We start from the raw sequence: 17,819 nt of genomic DNA on the forward strand, positions 1-17,819 counted from the left end.
AAGTATGTCTTTAAAGAGGAAGATCGCGCTCAGTCTCAGCATTGCCTTTTCATTGCTTTTCGGTATTGTGATGGTGGTGATCTATATGTCCTTTAACGATTTCCGGCGGGATGAATTCAAGGAGCGGTTCCGGCAGCGGCTGGAATTCACTTCTCATTTCATCGCTAAATCCAAGGACTTTGAAGAAGAGGCGCCGGTATTTTTCAACGAAAATTCCGATAACATCCTTTTAAACGAGACGATCTTAATCTTTAATTCTCAGAAAGAACTGATCTACAGCACGATCAAGGACCGGAATGTTACCTGGGACAATGCGCTCCTCAAAGAGCTTGATGATAAAAAAGTCATCTATTCCGAAAAAACGGTTCCTGAAATCTACGCTGCCCTGAGAACCATCAACGGCGAAAATTATTATATTCTCACCAGTGCCTATGATACCAACGGCAACTCTAAATTAGCCTATCTGAAATACCTCCTGATCACCGCTTATGTAATGAGTGCGCTGCTGATCGGTTTTTTCAGCTATTACTTTATGGGCGAGTTCCTGAAGCCGCTGGAAGACCTGAACCAGGAGATTTCCGAGGTGACGGCCCACAAGCTGACCACACAGATCCCGGTCCGCCACTCCAATGACGAGATCGACGTATTGGCGAAATCCTTTAATACCATGATCGGCAGGCTGGACGATGTATTCCAGTCGCAGAAAGATTTTACCGCCAGTGCTTCCCATGAAATCCGCACCCCGATCACAAGAATGGCCTTTCAGCTGGAGAACCTCATTAAATTCGGTGAACATACCCCTGAAACCCGTTCTTCGCTGCAGCAGATCCAGCGCGATGTCTATCAGCTGTCGGATCTTACCAATTCCTTGTTGCTTTTAACTAAATTTGATAAAGAAAACATCCAGAGCATTTACGAAGAAGTACGGATCGATGAAGTGATTTTCGAATCTTATGAGGCTGTGGAAAAGAGCTATCCGAAACTTAAAATGGATTTCCAGATTTCCGAAGAGACTTCTGAAGATGCGCTTCTCACGATAAAAGGAGTCCAGTCTCTGCTGGATATCGTATTCATCAACCTTTTTAAAAATGCGGCCATCTACTCCGACAATATGGAAGTGGATGTGCTGATTACTGAAAACGACCGGCATTTTCTGGTGGATGTTCTTTCTCACGGAAATACTATTCCTGAAGAGGAACAGCTTAAATTGTTTGAAGCTTTCAAAAGAGGCAAAAGCTCCCAGAACATCTCCGGTTCCGGATTGGGTCTGAGGATCGTCAAAAGGATCCTGGAATACCACGGTGCTGAAATAAAGTATACTTCCCCGGCGGATTTACTGAATAAATTCAGCGTGGTTTTTAAAAAATAAAGGCTTTCCAACTGTAGAAGGTGCCGTATGTAGGGCCAGGCCCTGATTTTGATCTTCAGATGTTTTTTATTTATTTTGGGGTTAAATAATCATGATGAAAAATTATTTCACATTGAAATCCTTCTAAAGAAATTTCGGCCCTGATCCTCTGTGGTTTATTCCCATTTTCATCTTACTTGTAAGTCGCGTCACCATTTCCTAATGCTTTTCCTTCACTGCGGTAAAACCTTTTCCGTTATTTCGGGCAGATTTTGAAAGATCATATCGGGAAGTTTCTGATAAAAAACCGGTGCTGGCCTTTCATGACTCACATGGTATAATCGGCTGGTCGTGCTGTTGGCTGGAAAACTTCCAGCCTCCGGCATCCAAAGCTTCAACAAAGTCTTTAAGACAAATTTAATTTTTTTTTAAGGATTCTTTAAGAGCATTTTAATTCCGTAAAGACACCTTTGTACCGTAAAATAACCAACATGAAAAAATTCGCAGGGCTGTGTATTGTCATTTCCTCATTTGTGGCAGCACAGCAGAAAATGTTGCTTTTGGAACGCGGAGAAGCTTTTCAAAAGAACAATTTACAACTGCTTACCGAACAGTACAACATCAATAATGAAATTGCCTTTGCCAGATCTAATAAAGAACTGGCCCGGCTCCGGTTTTCCCAGCCGGACTACCACAACAGCAAGTGGTACGCCCAATGGCAGAAATCACCTGCAACATGAAAGCCGGATCATACAGTCCCCAGAGCAGTTAAAATCAGCTGGTACAAACGAAAATCTTCTATTAATATGAAAAAGTATATAATCCCGTTGATGATAATCCTGTCTGTTTTATCCTGCTCGAAAAAAGAAGCAGACCCGAAACCGCAGGCAAAAAAAGGATTCGAGCTGAGCAACACCATGCTGAAATCCATCGATCTGGCAAAAGTTGAAAAGAAATACATCGAAGACCAATACAATTTCTACGGAAAAATTTCCGCAGACAAGAACAGCTATATTGATGTATATCCGTTGGTCGGTGGAAATGTCCTGAGTGTAAACGTCAAGCTGGGGGACCACGTAACGAAAGGGCAGGTCCTGGCGACCATCCGGAGTACGGAATTGGCGGAAGTTCAGAAAAATGTAAGCGATGCCAGGACGGATTTGGCAGCAGCCCAAAACAATCTCCGGGTTGCCAGGGAGGCGTATGAAGGAAAACTGAACACCGAAAGGGATGTGCCGGAAACCAAAAGCCAGCTCGAGAAAACCCAGGACCAGGTGCAGCGGGCCAGCGCGGTAAGTACGGTCTACAATGTGAAAAAAGGGAATATCTACCGTGTGGTCGCCCCGATCAGCGGATACATCGTCCAGAAAAACATCAATAGGGGTATGCAGCTGAGGAGCGACCGGAGCGATAATATTTTCGATGTGGCCAATACCTCAAACGTCTGGGCCATTATGAACGTGAATGAATCCGATATTGATAAAATCAGCCTCGGCATGAAGACCCAGGTTTCTACCTTGCCATATCCCGATAAAGTATTCGACGGGAAAATCGATAAAATCTTCAAAATTATCGATCCCGAAACCAATGCCATTCGGGCGAGGGTAGTCCTGGATAACCCGAACGGTCTGCTGATCCCTGAAAGTAAAGCGACCATCAGGGTAGTGAATTCGGCAAATACCATGGTGCTTGCCGTACCTTCCAAAGCCGTGATTTTTGACAACAACAGAAGTTTCGTGGTGGTTTACAAATCCAGGACGGATGTAAAAGTGAAAGAAATTAAAGTTTTAAAACAGGTGGGTGATGTCACCTATGTTTCAGAAGGCCTCTCTGAAGGGGAACAGGTGATCACCAACAATCAATTGCTGATTTACCGCTCTCTCAACAGCTAAACGCTATTAAGCCATTAAGATTTTAACTAAAGATTAATAAGAATTACTTATACCTTCGCTTGCGAATCGCTTAATAATCCTTTATAGGTTACATTTTATCAGTGATTTTTCTTTCATTGATGTAAATAAGATAAAAGAAGAAAGGCTGATCAGGTATTTTTGAATTAAAGCCTGTGCTTAAAATTATGTAAAGAAATCATTTGGTATTTGAAACTGTCGGCCTGTTCTGACAGAAGAAACTTCCGGCTTTCCTTTTCCAACCTGATTGAAAACACATTTCTATATAAAGAATCGCGGAAAACTCAGTTCTCCGCGATTCCGCTATTGAAATAATTATTATGAGTCTAGAATCCTAATCCCACGGCAAACCCTCTTACCGCATTGGGGAAATCTGAAACCGCTGTTGCCGCCCCGGTAGACGTATTGATGCTGTAAAGCTTGGTTGTGGAACCTACAGTAGCCATCAGATATGCTTTCTGGCTCATACTGCCGATATCGAAACCGTTGCTGCTGGTGATATTGATGCCCAGAGATCCTGTTTCTACCAATACCCCGTTGTTCGGCGGGTTCTGCTGGTACAGCTTATCGGTATTATGGTCGATCACAAACAGGGTAGTGGAAGCGGCACCTGCCATATTATTGGTGTAAGCCGCTGCCCCGATCATCGGGCTTCCCGGATTCAGGATGCCATCAACCATCGTGATTCCTCCGGTAACCGGGTCCAGACGTAAATTTTGTCCGGTATTGCTTACTACCCGTATCTTATCAACCGTCGGATTGAAATCAAATCCGAAATCCGTACCTGTCAATGTACCGAAAGAGGTTCCTACGGCGGTGGCGGCTCCGGTTCCAATATTGATCGTATAAATCCTGCTGGAGCTACCTAAGGCATACAGCTGTCCGTTCGCCGGCCTGAAATCGATTCCTAAAATACTTTCGCCGCTCTGAAGCCCGGACATGGATTTTGAAACCGGCATCGGGCTGTTCGGGTTAAAGATCTGGAGGTTGTTCGAGCCGTCTACCGCATAAGCAACCGCTTCGGTAGGAATAGCCAGGTCGATCACCTGCTGCGGAAGCATTCCGATACTGGTCGCTTTCCCGCTGTTGAGGTCTAACAGGTGAAGATTATTGTTTACCGCCAGTAAAGCGCTGCTATTATCGTATCGGATGTCAAAAGCGGCCTGTCCCGTGAAAGTGGTTCCCAGGCTTCCGACTTCCACTAAAGCTCCATTATTGGGAGGGTCCTGTTTGAAAAGTTTCCCTGAAGCCATATCAATGTCGTATAAAACCGTGCTTGAAGCACCGGATTTGCTGTTCGTATAAGCAATTCCCATAATCGAAGGATTAGAACCACCGCTGATGTTGGTATCGGTTGCTGCGGTAGTTCCCGTTTCCGGATTCAGTCTCAGGTTCTGTCCGCTGCTGCTTACCAAACGGATCCGGTCTACCACCGGGTTGAAGTCAATCGAGGCTACGGCTCCTGTAACAGCAGGGATAAATGCCGTACTGCTTACCAGTCTGGCCGAAGCATTGGACTGGTTGATGATATACAGTTTGCTGGCACTCGACAAAGCATAAAGCTCGCCGGTAGCCGGCCTGAAGTCGATGCTCATCAGTTTTTCCCCTGATGCAACGCCCGACACGGCTGTTTTGGAAGTAAATGTCTTTGGGTTGCTGGCATTAAAAGCCACCAGCTCATTATTGGCTGTCAGTCCGTATACCATAAGGTCCGGACCCTGAGCGGGAAGAACAGGGTCGATCAAGGTATCGGAATCGTTGCAGGAAAATAAAACGGCGGTGCCCAGGGCTGCCATCCACAAATGTAGTCGTTTTCTCATAATATTATTTTTAAGTAGTTCGTACTTTATCTACGACAAAACAGAAACGGCGGATTTAGCGGGAATAAAATTTTTTACGGTTATAATTTCGTACTTTATCGCATTCAGAATTAAACAGATAGTTTATAATTTAAACAAAACGATGGTGAAGGATTTTCACAATTGAGAAATTTGTGTAAATTTGCAATCTCAATACATTGAAAAATAAGGTTTGTACTTATTGGATTTGAATATTGAAACTTTTTTGGATAAAAAGTTTTTGGTATTTAAAAATTCATTATATTTGCACACCGAAAATTTGAAAACAATAAATAAATAATTCATAAATCATGGCAAAGGAAACGTTTAATCGTAACAAACCACACTTGAACATTGGTACTATTGGTCACGTTGACCATGGTAAAACTACTCTTACAGCTGCTATTTCTGCTGTATTAGCTAGCAAAGGTCTTGCTGAGAAAAAAGACTTCTCTGCAATTGACTCTGCTCCAGAAGAAAAAGAAAGAGGTATTACTATCAATACCGCTCACATCGAATACGAAACTGAAAAAAGACACTATGCTCACGTTGACTGTCCAGGTCACGCGGATTACGTAAAGAACATGGTAACAGGTGCTGCTCAGATGGACGGAGCGATCGTGGTATGTGCTGCGACTGACGGACCAATGCCTCAGACAAGAGAACACATCCTACTTTGCCGTCAGGTAAACGTACCTAGAATTGTTGTTTTCATGAATAAAGTTGACATGGTGGATGATGCTGAGTTATTAGAGCTTGTTGAAATGGAGCTTAGAGACTTATTATCTACTTATGAATTCGACGGAGATAATTCTCCAGTAATCCAAGGTTCTGCTCTTGGGGCTCTTACTGCTGCTACAGAAGGTAATTCTGATGACAAGTGGTTCAAGTCTGTAGAAGAATTGATGGATGCTGTTGACGAGTGGATCGAAGAGCCGACAAGAGATACAGATAAGCCATTCTTGATGCCAATCGAAGACGTATTCTCTATTACTGGTAGAGGTACTGTAGCAACTGGTAGAATCGAGGCTGGTATCATCAACACTGGTGATCCTGTAGATATCGTAGGTATGGGTGATGAAAAATTAACTTCTACAATTACAGGGGTTGAGATGTTCAGAAAAATCCTAGACAGAGGTGAAGCTGGTGATAACGTAGGTCTATTGTTGAGAGGTATTGAAAAAACCGACATCAAGAGAGGTATGGTAATCGCTAAGAAAGACTCTGTGAAGCCACACAAAAAATTCAAAGCATCTGTTTATATCCTTTCTAAAGAAGAAGGTGGACGTCACACTCCATTCCACAACAAATACCGTCCTCAGTTCTACGTAAGAACTACTGACGTTACAGGTGAGATCTTCTTGCCAGAAGGTGTAGAAATGGTAATGCCAGGTGATAACTTGGAGATCACTGTAGAATTGTTACAGCCAATCGCTCTTAACGAGGGTCTTAGATTCGCGATCAGAGAAGGTGGTAGAACAGTTGGTTCAGGTCAGGTAACTGAAATCTTAGACTAATCATCTATTAAAATAATAAAAAGCTTCCGTAAGGAACTTCTTTACGGAGCTTTTTAAACTACGGGCATCGTCCAATGGTAGGATACCGGTCTCCAAAACCGTTGATCAGGGTTCGAATCCTTGTGCCCGTGCAAAATACAATTATGAGTTCATTTGTCGATTTTTTAAAAGGTTCTTATAACGAATTCAGACACAAAGTGGAATGGCCGAAATGGTCGGACCTGCAGTCTTCTACGATCGTAGTAACTGTAGCCACCGTGATTCTGGCGTTATTTACTTTCGGGGTTGATGAATTGTTTTCCAAAGCAATCAGCAACATCATAGGAATGCTCATCAACGTGTTCAATTAATAATAAAAGTATTTTCCCAAAATGAGCGAATTGAAATGGTATGTGCTGAAAGCAATCAGCGGACAGGAAAATAAAGTGAAGAACTACATTGAAACGGAGATCAAACGTTTGGGGTTTGAACAGTACGTTACTCAGGTAGTGATTCCTATGGAAAAGGTAATTCAGATCAGAAACGGTAAAAAAGTTCCTAAAGAAAGACCTTACTATCCTGGATACTTAATGATTGAAGCTGATTTGATGGGGGAAATTCCACACGTTATCAAAAACATTCCCGGCGTTATTTCTTTCTTAAGCTTAACCAAAGGAGGAGACCCTGTTCCGATGAGAAAATCGGAGGTTAACAGAATGCTTGGAAGAATGGATGAACTTTCAGAATTTGCAAGCGATGTTGAAATCCCTTATATCGTGGGTGAAAACGTTAAAGTAATTGACGGACCATTCAACGGATTCAACGGAACAGTAGAAAAAATTCTTGAAGATAAAAAGAAAATTGAAGTTTCCGTTCTGATCTTCGGCAGAAAGACACCAATGGAACTTAGTTATATGCAGGTTGAAAAAGTATAATACTTTTCATTATAAATAAAAACCGTTCATTATTTGAACGGTTTTTTTGTTTGTAGAACATGGGAAATTACTTCAGATACCAGATGCTGAGTAAATAAATAAACCAGTTAATTTCTACCGTTAATTTTATTTGTATAACATTTCCAATTATGATCCTGAAAGATTTATAGGAAATTGTAAATTTTTAATAGGCAGAACGTTTTGTTAATCTAAGGAATTTCCTGTATCAGGCTTCCGCTTCCGACATTTTAATCCGAATTCTGTATCAAACCTACTTAAATTATAAAATATTTAATTTGACGAAAAAAAATCACATAAGTTTGAATTGTTTTATGTATATTTAAATAAACAAAATATAACCATAATTCAAATTTTATGTACAGAGCGATTTTACTTGCACTTATTTCGTGCGCAGCCTTTTCTGTAAAGGCACAATGGTCTTTAAACGGAAATTCAGGAACGAATCCTCCCTCAAACTTTATCGGCACCACAGATAATAAAGATCTTGTTTTTAAAACCAACAATGTCGAACGTTTTAAGATTGCCCAGGGGGCTATGTTTTTCAAACCTCATACGGTTGATGGAGACGGTATCGATATTATTGATGACACGCAAAACCGCAACGGCGGAACCGACGTTGTATGGATCAAAAGCGTGTATGCCCAGCCTAATGATATCGGGCTTTTAACGGTTTCTTCGGCAAATTGGCAATATCCTATTTTTTCTGCAAGAGAAAACGGTAAAATATTAATGGGTGTTACATGGAACAACACAGGGCTTACTTCATGCTCAGATTGTAATTCTTACAGATTGTTCGTAAAAGACGGAATAAAAACCGAAAAGATAAAAGTAGACATTGCATCAGCAAATGGCTGGGCAGATTATGTTTTCGATAAAGATTACCAACTAAGGTCTTTAGAGGATATTAAAACATACATCGATGAAAATAAGCATTTGCCTGAAGTTCCTTCTACGGATGATGTACTGAAGAACGGTGTGGAACTGAAAGAAATGAACGTTTTGCTATTGAAGAAAGTGGAAGAGCTTACTTTGCACATGATTGAAATGAACGAAAGGCTTAAAAAACAGGATGAACTGATCAGTTCAATGAAAAAAAGAAAATAGGATGAGATATTTACTTTTCTTTACACTATTTGTTTGCACGTTTACCAGTACACATGCACAGGATAATCCTTTTATAGCGACCTGTGCGATGGGAAAAGAAGTACAGCCTAAGGAAATCGGTCACATCAAAGATAATCCAAAGCTTTTAAATACAAACTGTGCCGGTTCGTCACCATATAACTATGACAATAATTTGTATATGCCTCAAAGCAATGATGCAGTTATCTATATTAAATTGAATTTTATATTTTTAACGAAACCTGACGGCACCGGTAACTTTGAGCAGAATAACCCGGAACATGTACAGGTTATCGACGATCTTGTTGCGGCCATGAATTACAGAATTGCTAATCTGGGACAGCCTGCAGCAGGATGTGACGGAGACGGACAGACCAATTTTAGCAATACGAAAATACAGGCTGTCGTGAATAAAATCTGGAAAGCAGATCCGGCATGGGATTTTTTGTATACCGGCTACGATCCGAACCTTGGTCCCTTAGGAGGAAATATGCCGCTTTATCCGCCATCTTCAGATTATTACTACACGTATCTGGACAGCGATCCCTCGATTCCTTCAGGAATTAATGTGGTATTTGCCAACAACGGTGATATTTACAACCATTATATGACAACCGGGGATTATACCCTGCCGCCAGGTGAAGGCTGGGCTGCTTCGGAATTTCCTTATTATACACCGGTAGACCGAAAATTAAGACAGTTTTGGCCAAATCTATTCAATAAATACCTGTCCATGAAAAATTTTGTCGTAAACAATCCTACATGGGGAAGCCAGCCATGGTCAGTGATCAGACAATGGTTTATCGGAATGGGCTATACCAGTTTTCCACACGAGTTGGGTCACAACCTGGGACTCTATCATCACGACTGCGGATCCAACATCATGAGTTACGCCCAGGGAAATCATGACTATTTCAGCAGGGACGATATCGGCACAATGTACAGAAGTGCATCGGTTACCAGCGCAAGACAGTATTTTACGGAAAATTCATTTAAAAATACCAACCTGAATGTAACTTCCAATGAAGTCTGGGACATCAATTTCAGAAATTATTCAACAGTAAGAATTGACAACAATGCAAGCCTGAAAACGACCTGCAAGCTTATTATGGCTCCGCAGAGTAGGGTTATCGTAAAAAGCGGAAGCAACTTTATTATTGAAGGAGCAGAGGTCAGCTCAGCCAATAACTCTTCCTGGAATGGCGTAAAAGTAGAAGGAAACGGGTATTGTTTGATTATGCCTGACACGAAGATCGATAATAATTATTTTTACATCTATACTGATAATATTATGACCAATGATAAAATGTCAAATAGTAAAGCGGCAGATCCAAGAATCTCAAAAGATCAAAAACCTGCCGTTTCACAAAGTATCCTTAAAATTTATCCGAATCCGACAGGAGATTTTATCAATATACGCACAGATGAGGATATTCTTTCTGTATCGGTATATAATATGTCCGGACAAAAAATAATTAATTACAACGAAAACTTAAAAAGAGTGGATGTTCAGCCGATTCCGAACGGGATCTATCTGTTAGAAATAAAAACTAAAGCCCAAACAATTACAGAGAAATTTATTAAAAAATAATCTTTAACACTTTTTAGTAAAAAATGCTGCATCCTGATGCGGCATTTTTTTTTCAGCATATTGTTCTCCCATTATTTATTCTGAATTTTAATACGTTACTATTTGCTATTTCAAAAATTATTCATAATTTTGCAGTCCGAAAAGTAGGATTATTTAAGGTGAGAATGGATAACCTACTGAATAATAATGCTTCCAAACTCATTCATTATTCAAATTTAAAAAACAAACAATGGCTAAAAAAGTCTTTAAAATGGTAAAGCTTCAGGTGAAAGGTGGCGCAGCTAACCCTTCTCCACCAGTAGGTCCAGCATTGGGTTCTGCAGGTGTGAACATCATGGAGTTTTGTAAGCAATTTAACGGAAGAACGCAAGATAAGCCGGGACAAGTTTTACCTGTAGTAATTACAGTATACGAAGACAAATCTTTTGAATTCGTAATCAAAACTCCTCCTGCAGCAATCCAGTTGATGGATGCGGCTAAGATCAAAGGTGGTTCCGGAGAACCGAACAGAAACAAAGTAGGTTCTGTATCTTGGGATCAGGTGAAAAAAATCGCTGAAGACAAAATGGGAGACCTAAACTGCTTTACGATGGATTCAGCTATTTCTATGGTTGCAGGTACTGCAAGATCTATGGGATTAAGAGTAACAGGAACTAAACCAACTAACGCTTAAAACTTAAAGAAATGGCAAAATTGACAAAAAAGCAAAAAGAAGCTTTAAGCAAAGTAGAAAAAGGAAGAATCTATAACCTTGAAGAAGGTTCAGCACTTGTAAAAGAAGTAAACACTGCAAAGTTTGACGCTTCCGTAGACATCGCTGTAAGATTAGGGGTAGATCCTAGAAAAGCAAACCAAATGGTAAGAGGTGTTGTATCTCTTCCTCACGGAACTGGTAAAGATGTTAAAGTTTTGGCTTTAGTAACTCCAGATAAAGAAGCAGAAGCTAAAGAAGCGGGTGCTGACTATGTAGGTCTTGACGAATACCTGCAAAAAATCAAAGAAGGCTGGACTGATGTTGACGTTATCGTTACCATGCCGGCTGTAATGGGTAAATTAGGACCATTAGGTAGAGTATTAGGACCAAGAGGTTTGATGCCGAACCCTAAATCAGGAACTGTAACGATGGAAATCGGTAAAGCGGTAACTGAAGTAAAGGCTGGTAAAATCGATTTCAAAGTAGACAAATACGGTATTATCCATGCTGGTATCGGTAAAGTATCTTTCGATGCTGCCAAAATCAAGGAAAATGCTCAGGAATTGATCTCTACTCTGATCAAAATGAAACCGACTGCTGCGAAAGGAACTTATGTGAAGTCAATCTACTTGTCTTCTACCATGAGCCCGGGTATTGCAATTGATACTAAATCTGTTAACTAATTTTAATCCTTAAGACAATGACAAAAGACCAAAAAGTTGTAGCAATACAAGAGATCAAAGACTTGCTTCAGGATGCAAAAGTAGTTTATGTAGCAGATCTTGAAGGTTTGAACGCTGCTAAATCTTCTGACTTCAGAAGACAGGCTTTCAAACAGAATATTCAGGTGAAAGTAGTAAAGAATACACTTTTGCAAAAAGCAATGGAACAAATGGAAGGAGTAGATTACTCTGAAATGTTCCAGTCTTTCAAAGGAAACTCGGCGTTGATGATTTCTGAAACGGCTAACGCTCCTGCGAAATTAATCCAAGGGTTCAGAAAGAAAGAAGAAAAGCCGGCTTTGAAATCTGCTTTTGTTCAGGAAACTTTCTATGTTGGTGACAACAACCTGGACATGTTGGCAAACATCAAGTCCAGAGAAGAAATGATCGGTGAAATCATCGGATTACTTCAGTCTCCAATCCAAAGAGTTGTTTCTGCTCTTCAAAACAAGCCTGAGACAGTAGAAGCTAAAGCTGAAGAAGCTGCCCCTGCAGCAGAAGAAGCTCCTGCTACTGAAACTCCGGAAACTCCGGCTGCTGAAGGAGAAGCTCCAGCTGCTGAATAATTTACACTCAAAAAATAATCAATAATCAACAAAAACATTACAACAATGTCAGATTTAAAAAATTTAGCTGAAACGCTAGTAAACTTAACAGTAAAAGACGTAAACGAATTAGCTGCTATCCTTAAGGATGAGTACGGAATTGAGCCTGCTGCTGCTGCAGTAGTAATGGCTGGTCCAGGTGCTGGTGAAGCTGCTGAAGAAAAGACTGAATTCGACGTAATTCTTAAGTCTGCAGGTGCTTCTAAATTAGCGATCGTTAAATTGGTAAAAGATTTAACTGGTGCTGGTCTTAAAGAAGCTAAAGATATCGTAGATGGTGCTCCTGCTCCAATCAAAACTGGTATCTCTAAAGACGAAGCTGAAGCGCTTAAGAAGCAATTAGAAGAAGCTGGTGCTGAAGTAGAATTGAAGTAATCATTTACTTTATACATACAGAGCCGTCCCAATTTTGGGACGGCTTTTTTATATAGAGTCATCTACCGCTTTAGCTTTGTGTTGGTTTTAAGTTTTAAAAGCAGGCAGGGAGTTGGGTGCAGATCATATAACATTATAATCAACTGTCTTATGAAAAAGTCAGGCTTATTCTTCTTTTTTTATTTCCATGTATGACGCGCAGGACCGTGTACGGATAACAAGCTGCGGCGAACAGCTGAAATCTTTATATCTTGGGATGGATGTCCTGCACAAATGGCAGTCTGGCCGGCATATCAACTGGCAGACCGGTGAACCGGATGATCCTGGTGCGGTCTCCGGAAGAAAAACCCATTGCAGTGCTTTTGTCGCAGCCGCCTACGAACGCCGCGGAATTTACATTTTAAGACCGCCCGAACATAAGCAGGAATTGCTTGCCAATGCCCAGCTCAAATGGCTGACTTCTGACCAGGCAAAAGATTTCGGATGGCATCCGATCACAAAAATATTTTATTTGAAGCACAGAAAATGGCAGATGAAGGCTATCTGGTCCTTGCATGTGCCCAAAACCCGGACCGGGACATATCGCATTGGTGATGCCGGCGCATCTTTCTTCAAAACAGATTCAGCAGACTGGCCCGCTACTCATTCAGTCTTCCACGCAAAACAGTGTGGATGCCTGGTTTCGTGATGCGTTCAGACAATCATATTGCAGACTGGAATGCTGCTACAGATAATGTGGTATTCTTCTATAACAACAAATTGGGTTGCCCGATAGACCGTAAATAAGAACCGTTGTACTATTATTTAATTTTTAATTTAATTTCGTGCAATAATAAAAAATGAATTTTCCGTGTCTTTACGGGAATTGCCGGACAATAGGGTATTTCAAGAAATTGTTGAAAATAAGGCGTTTATATTTGTGAAAGACAATTTATTTTTCTATCTTTGCAGTCTCTTTTGGCGCGAATAATTGTATACATATCTCTAAAATATTGAATATCACCTCTTTCATGATTGTGAAGGAGATTTCCTGTTTATGGATATGACGGCGATTCTGCCTCAAAAGTAATAAAAATATTTTGCATTACGCTGTGAAAAGATATACCAGTGTTGCAGTTAGAAAAAAAACAAGTACAGGGTTGAAGGTTCTTCGTGAGCGCCAAAACACTTTTACCTTTCATTTTGACCTTGTTACGTGTTCTTTTCTGATATTTTTTAATGAATCAAAATATTTTTTAACCTTTCTTAAAAGTTTTATGAGTAAAACAACACCTACAACAAGGGGAAATCAGAGAGTAAATTTCTCTTCAGCGAAAGGAAAAATCATCACGCCGGACTTCCTGGATATCCAGATTGAGTCTTTTGCTGAGTTTTTCCAGCTTGATACCCTGCCTGAAGACAGAAGAGATGAAGGTCTTTACAAGACTTTTCAGGAAAATTTCCCGATTACGGATTCCAGAAACCAATTTGTACTGGAATTCCTGGATTATCTGGTAGATTCTCCACGTTATTCAATCGATGAGTGTGTGGAAAGAGGACTTACGTATTCCGTGCCTCTTAAAGCGAGACTTAAACTGTATTGTACAGACCCTGAGCACGAGGATTTCCAGACGGTGGTTCAGGATGTATATTTAGGCCCGGTTCCTTACATGACGCCTAGCGGATCTTTCATCATCAACGGTGCTGAAAGGGTTATCGTTACGCAGTTGCACCGTTCACCCGGTGTATTCTTCGGACAGACGTACCACGCCAACGGAACCAAACTTTACTATTCAAGAATCATTCCTTTCAAAGGATCCTGGATGGAATTTACAACCGATATCAACAGCGTAATGTACGCGTATATCGACCGTAAGAAAAAATTACCGTTAACGACTTTATTAAGAGCCATCGGTTATGAATCTGATAAGGACATCCTTCAGATCTTCGACCTTGCTGAAGAAGTGAAAGTTTCTAAAGCGGCCCTTAAAAAAGTAGAAGGAAGAACATTGGCTGCGAGAGTCTTAAACACCTGGTTCGAAGACTTCGTAGACGAAGATACGGGTGAAGTAGTTTCTATCGAAAGAAACGAGATCATCCTTGATAGAGAAACAATCCTTGAAAAAGAGCATCTGGATCTGATCCTTGATGCCGGTGTGAAATCTATTTTGATTCACAAAGAAAACAGCAACGAGTTCTCTATTATCCAGAATACCTTACAGAAAGACCCTACCAACTCTGAAAAAGAAGCGGTAGAATATATCTACCGTCAGTTAAGAAATGCAGATCCGCCAGATGAGGAAACCGCAAGAGGGATCATTGAGAAATTATTCTTCTCCGAGCAAAGATATTCCTTAGGTGAAGTAGGACGTTACCGACTGAACAAAAAATTAAGTCTGAATATTCCTACAACGACTGAAGTTCTTACCAAAGAAGATATCATCGCGATTGTAAGACACTTGATCGAGCTGGTCAATTCAAAAACGGATGTTGATGATATCGACCACTTATCCAACAGGAGAATTAAAACCGTTGGTGAGCAGTTGGCAGGACAGTTCGGGGTTGGTCTTTCAAGAATTGCAAGAACCATCAAAGAGAGAATGAACGTTAGAGATAACGAGATCTTTACTCCGCTTGATCTTGTGAACGCGAAGACATTAACGTCCGTAATCAATTCCTTCTTCGGAACCAACCAGCTTTCCCAGTTCATGGACCAGACCAACCCATTGTCGGAGATCACTCACAAGAGAAGATTGTCTGCACTAGGGCCAGGAGGTTTATCAAGAGAAAGAGCAGGTTTCGAGGTTCGTGACGTTCACCATACCCACTACGGAAGAATTTGTCCGATTGAAACTCCGGAAGGACCGAACATCGGTTTGATCTCTTCATTAGGGATTTATGCTAAAATCAACAGACTTGGTTTCATTGAAACGCCATACAGAAAAGTAGAAAACGGTAAGATCGAGCTTTCGGCAGATCCGATCTACTTAAATGCTGAAGATGAAGAATCCAAAGTAATCGCTCAGGCCAACGTTGAGTTGAGCGACAACGGGGAATTCGAAACCGACAGGATTATTGCAAGACTGGATGGTGATTATCCGGTAGTGGAGCCTAACCAGGTAGACCTTATCGACGTAGCACCAAACCAGATTTCCGGTATTTCCGCTTCATTGATTCCGTTCCTGGAGCATGATGATGCGAACCGTGCATTGATGGGATCCAACATGATGCGTCAGGCCGTTCCTCTATTGAAGCCGCAGGCTCCGATCGTTGGTACAGGGCTTGAGCAACAAGTTGCAAGAGATTCAAGAATTTTGATCAATGCCGAAGGTACCGGTACCGTAGAGTATGTGGATGCTGACAGAATCGTTATTAAATACGAAAGAAGTGAAGACGAGGATTTGGTACAATTCGAGTCTGCTACGAAAACATATAACTTAACCAAGTTCAGAAAAACCAACCAGAGTACGACCATTACCCTGAGACCAAACGTAAGAGTTGGAGATGTGGTGGAAAAAGGGCAGGTGCTTTGCGACGGGTATGCTACTGAAAAAGGAGAATTGGCTCTTGGTAGAAACCTGGTGGTTGCCTTCATGCCTTGGAAAGGGTACAACTTCGAGGATGCGATCGTAATCAACGAAAAAGTAGTTCGTGAAGACTGGTTTACTTCCATCCACGTAGATGAATATTCTCTTGAAGTTCGTGATACCAAATTAGGTATGGAAGAGCTTACAGCAGATATTCCTAACGTTTCTGAAGAAGCTACCAAAGATCTTGATGAGAATGGTATGATCAGAATCGGGGCTGAAGTGAAGCCTGGAGACATCATGATCGGTAAGATTACGCCGAAAGGTGAATCTGATCCGACTCCGGAAGAAAAACTTCTGAGAGCGATCTTCGGTGATAAAGCCGGTGATGTGAAAGATGCTTCCTTGAAAGCGGACTCTTCATTAAGAGGAGTTGTTATCAACAAGAAGCTGTTCTCCAGAAACATCAAAGACAAAAAGAAAAGAACAGAAGAAAAACTTAAGCTTGAAGAAATTGAAAACACTTACAAGGCTAAGTTTGATGAGCTGAGAAATACCTTAATTGAAAAATTAAATACCCTTGTTAGCGGTAAAACTTCTCAGGGAGTGAAAAATGACCTGGATGAAGAGATCATCGGTAAAGGGGTGAAGTTTACTCATAAATTACTGACTTCTGTTGAAGATTACGTAAACGTTAGCGGTTCAGACTGGACGGTTGATGCTGATAAAAACGAACTGATCAAGCAGTTGATCCACAACTACAAGATCAAGTACAACGATATCCAGGGGGTTAAAAACCGTGAGAAATTTGCGATCTCCATAGGGGACGAATTGCCTGCAGGAATCATGAAGCTGGCTAAAGTTTACATCGCTAAGAAACGTAAACTGAACGTAGGGGATAAAATGGCAGGACGTCACGGTAACAAAGGGATCGTTTCGAGAATCGTTCGTGAAGAAGATATGCCGTTCCTTGAAGACGGAACACCGGTAGACATCGTGTTGAACCCGCTTGGGGTACCTTCCCGTATGAACATCGGGCAGATCTATGAAACCGTTCTTGGATGGGCAGGTCAGAAATTAGGATTGAAGTTTGCCACGCCGATCTTCGACGGAGCAAGCCTTGACCAGATTACTGAATACACTGAGAAAGCAGGTCTTCCTAAATTCGGTCACACGTATCTTTATGACGGAGGTACCGGAGAGAGATTTACGCAGGCAGCTACCGTAGGGGTAATCTACATGCTGAAACTGGGTCACATGGTTGACGACAAGATGCACGCCCGTTCAATCGGTCCTTACTCATTAATTACGCAGCAGCCGTTAGGAGGTAAAGCGCAGTTCGGAGGTCAGAGATTCGGAGAAATGGAGGTTTGGGCTCTTGAAGCATTCGGGGCATCCAATATCCTGAGAGAAATCCTGACGGTGAAATCGGATGACGTAATTGGTAGAGCGAAAACTTACGAAGCGATTGCAAAAGGTGAATCGATGCCTGAACCGGGTATCCCTGAATCATTCAACGTATTGCTTCACGAGTTACAAGGTCTTGGATTAGACGTAAGACTAGAGGAATAATTTTAAATTTTAAATTATCAATACCGGGTGGCAACACCCGGAAATTAATCTAAAATCTAAAATCTAAAATTTAAAATCTAACAA

At 41.2% G+C, this 17,819-nt stretch carries 15 protein-coding genes and 1 tRNA gene; 15 read left to right on the top strand and 1 reads right to left on the bottom strand.

What is annotated here, in order from left to right:
* The first annotated feature begins 4 nt into the window (after positions 1-4).
* The 3 genes from FY557_RS13285 (at position 5) to FY557_RS13295 (ending at position 3,240) form a co-directional block, all read left to right on the top strand.
* Entirely contained in the window at positions 5-1,369 is a 1,365-nt protein-coding gene (locus FY557_RS13285; RefSeq protein ID WP_149247727.1) for an ATP-binding protein, read from the top strand.
* Between the two features lie 470 nt (positions 1,370-1,839).
* Positions 1,840-2,088, top strand: coding sequence for a hypothetical protein (locus FY557_RS13290; protein WP_185151726.1), 249 nt, complete (start codon positions 1,840-1,842; stop codon positions 2,086-2,088).
* A 66-nt stretch (positions 2,089-2,154) separates the two neighbouring features.
* Positions 2,155-3,240: an efflux RND transporter periplasmic adaptor subunit gene (locus FY557_RS13295; protein WP_149247728.1), complete on the top strand. Its 1,086-nt coding sequence runs from the start codon at positions 2,155-2,157 to the stop codon at positions 3,238-3,240.
* A 344-nt stretch (positions 3,241-3,584) separates the two neighbouring features.
* Here the strand turns inward: FY557_RS13295 and FY557_RS13300 are convergent, their stop codons facing one another.
* Positions 3,585-5,078 (bottom strand): DUF4394 domain-containing protein, encoded by a 1,494-nt coding sequence (locus FY557_RS13300; protein ID WP_149247729.1) that lies wholly within the window; start codon positions 5,076-5,078, stop codon positions 3,585-3,587.
* Between the two features lie 329 nt (positions 5,079-5,407).
* On the opposite strand from FY557_RS13300, the gene tuf reads away from it, so the two are divergent.
* From tuf to rpoB, 12 genes are all read left to right on the top strand, one after another.
* The gene (gene tuf / locus FY557_RS13305; protein WP_149247730.1) at positions 5,408-6,613 is read left to right on the top strand and encodes an elongation factor Tu; all 1,206 of its coding nucleotides are present in this window, start codon (positions 5,408-5,410) and stop codon (positions 6,611-6,613) included.
* Positions 6,614-6,673: 60 nt separating this feature from the next.
* Positions 6,674-6,744: transfer RNA gene (locus FY557_RS13310), tRNA-Trp, on the top strand.
* 12 nt (positions 6,745-6,756) lie between these two features.
* Positions 6,757-6,963, top strand: coding sequence for a preprotein translocase subunit SecE (gene secE / locus FY557_RS13315; protein ID WP_146944460.1), 207 nt, complete (start codon positions 6,757-6,759; stop codon positions 6,961-6,963).
* Between the two features lie 21 nt (positions 6,964-6,984).
* Positions 6,985-7,527: a transcription termination/antitermination protein NusG gene (gene nusG, locus FY557_RS13320; protein ID WP_047435411.1), complete on the top strand. Its 543-nt coding sequence runs from the start codon at positions 6,985-6,987 to the stop codon at positions 7,525-7,527.
* A 375-nt stretch (positions 7,528-7,902) separates the two neighbouring features.
* On the top strand, positions 7,903-8,652 hold the full coding sequence (locus tag FY557_RS13325) for a hypothetical protein (protein ID WP_149247731.1): 750 nt from the start codon (positions 7,903-7,905) through the stop codon (positions 8,650-8,652).
* A gap of 1 nt (position 8,653) precedes the next feature.
* Positions 8,654-10,261 carry a T9SS type A sorting domain-containing protein gene (locus tag FY557_RS13330; protein WP_149247732.1) on the top strand — a complete coding sequence of 536 codons (1,608 nt, stop codon included), beginning with the start codon at positions 8,654-8,656 and terminating at the stop codon, positions 10,259-10,261.
* A 229-nt stretch (positions 10,262-10,490) separates the two neighbouring features.
* Positions 10,491-10,934, top strand: coding sequence for a 50S ribosomal protein L11 (rplK, locus tag FY557_RS13335; protein WP_149247733.1), 444 nt, complete (start codon positions 10,491-10,493; stop codon positions 10,932-10,934).
* An 11-nt stretch (positions 10,935-10,945) separates the two neighbouring features.
* Entirely contained in the window at positions 10,946-11,638 is a 693-nt protein-coding gene (gene rplA / locus FY557_RS13340; protein ID WP_100075647.1) for a 50S ribosomal protein L1, read from the top strand.
* Positions 11,639-11,655: 17 nt separating this feature from the next.
* Positions 11,656-12,243, top strand: a complete 588-nt coding sequence (gene rplJ / locus FY557_RS13345; RefSeq protein ID WP_149247734.1) for a 50S ribosomal protein L10 — start codon at positions 11,656-11,658, stop codon at positions 12,241-12,243.
* A 45-nt stretch (positions 12,244-12,288) separates the two neighbouring features.
* The gene (gene rplL / locus FY557_RS13350) at positions 12,289-12,657 is read left to right on the top strand and encodes a 50S ribosomal protein L7/L12 (protein ID WP_027380919.1); all 369 of its coding nucleotides are present in this window, start codon (positions 12,289-12,291) and stop codon (positions 12,655-12,657) included.
* A gap of 187 nt (positions 12,658-12,844) precedes the next feature.
* Positions 12,845-13,345: a hypothetical protein gene (locus tag FY557_RS13355; protein WP_149247735.1), complete on the top strand. Its 501-nt coding sequence runs from the start codon at positions 12,845-12,847 to the stop codon at positions 13,343-13,345.
* A 568-nt stretch (positions 13,346-13,913) separates the two neighbouring features.
* Positions 13,914-17,735, top strand: coding sequence for a DNA-directed RNA polymerase subunit beta (rpoB, locus tag FY557_RS13360; RefSeq protein WP_149247736.1), 3,822 nt, complete (start codon positions 13,914-13,916; stop codon positions 17,733-17,735).
* The last annotated feature ends 84 nt before the right edge of the window (positions 17,736-17,819 follow it).

Origin of the sequence: Chryseobacterium sp. SN22 (assembly GCF_008329705.1) — a bacterium.
Lineage (GTDB): Bacteria > Bacteroidota > Bacteroidia > Flavobacteriales > Weeksellaceae > Chryseobacterium.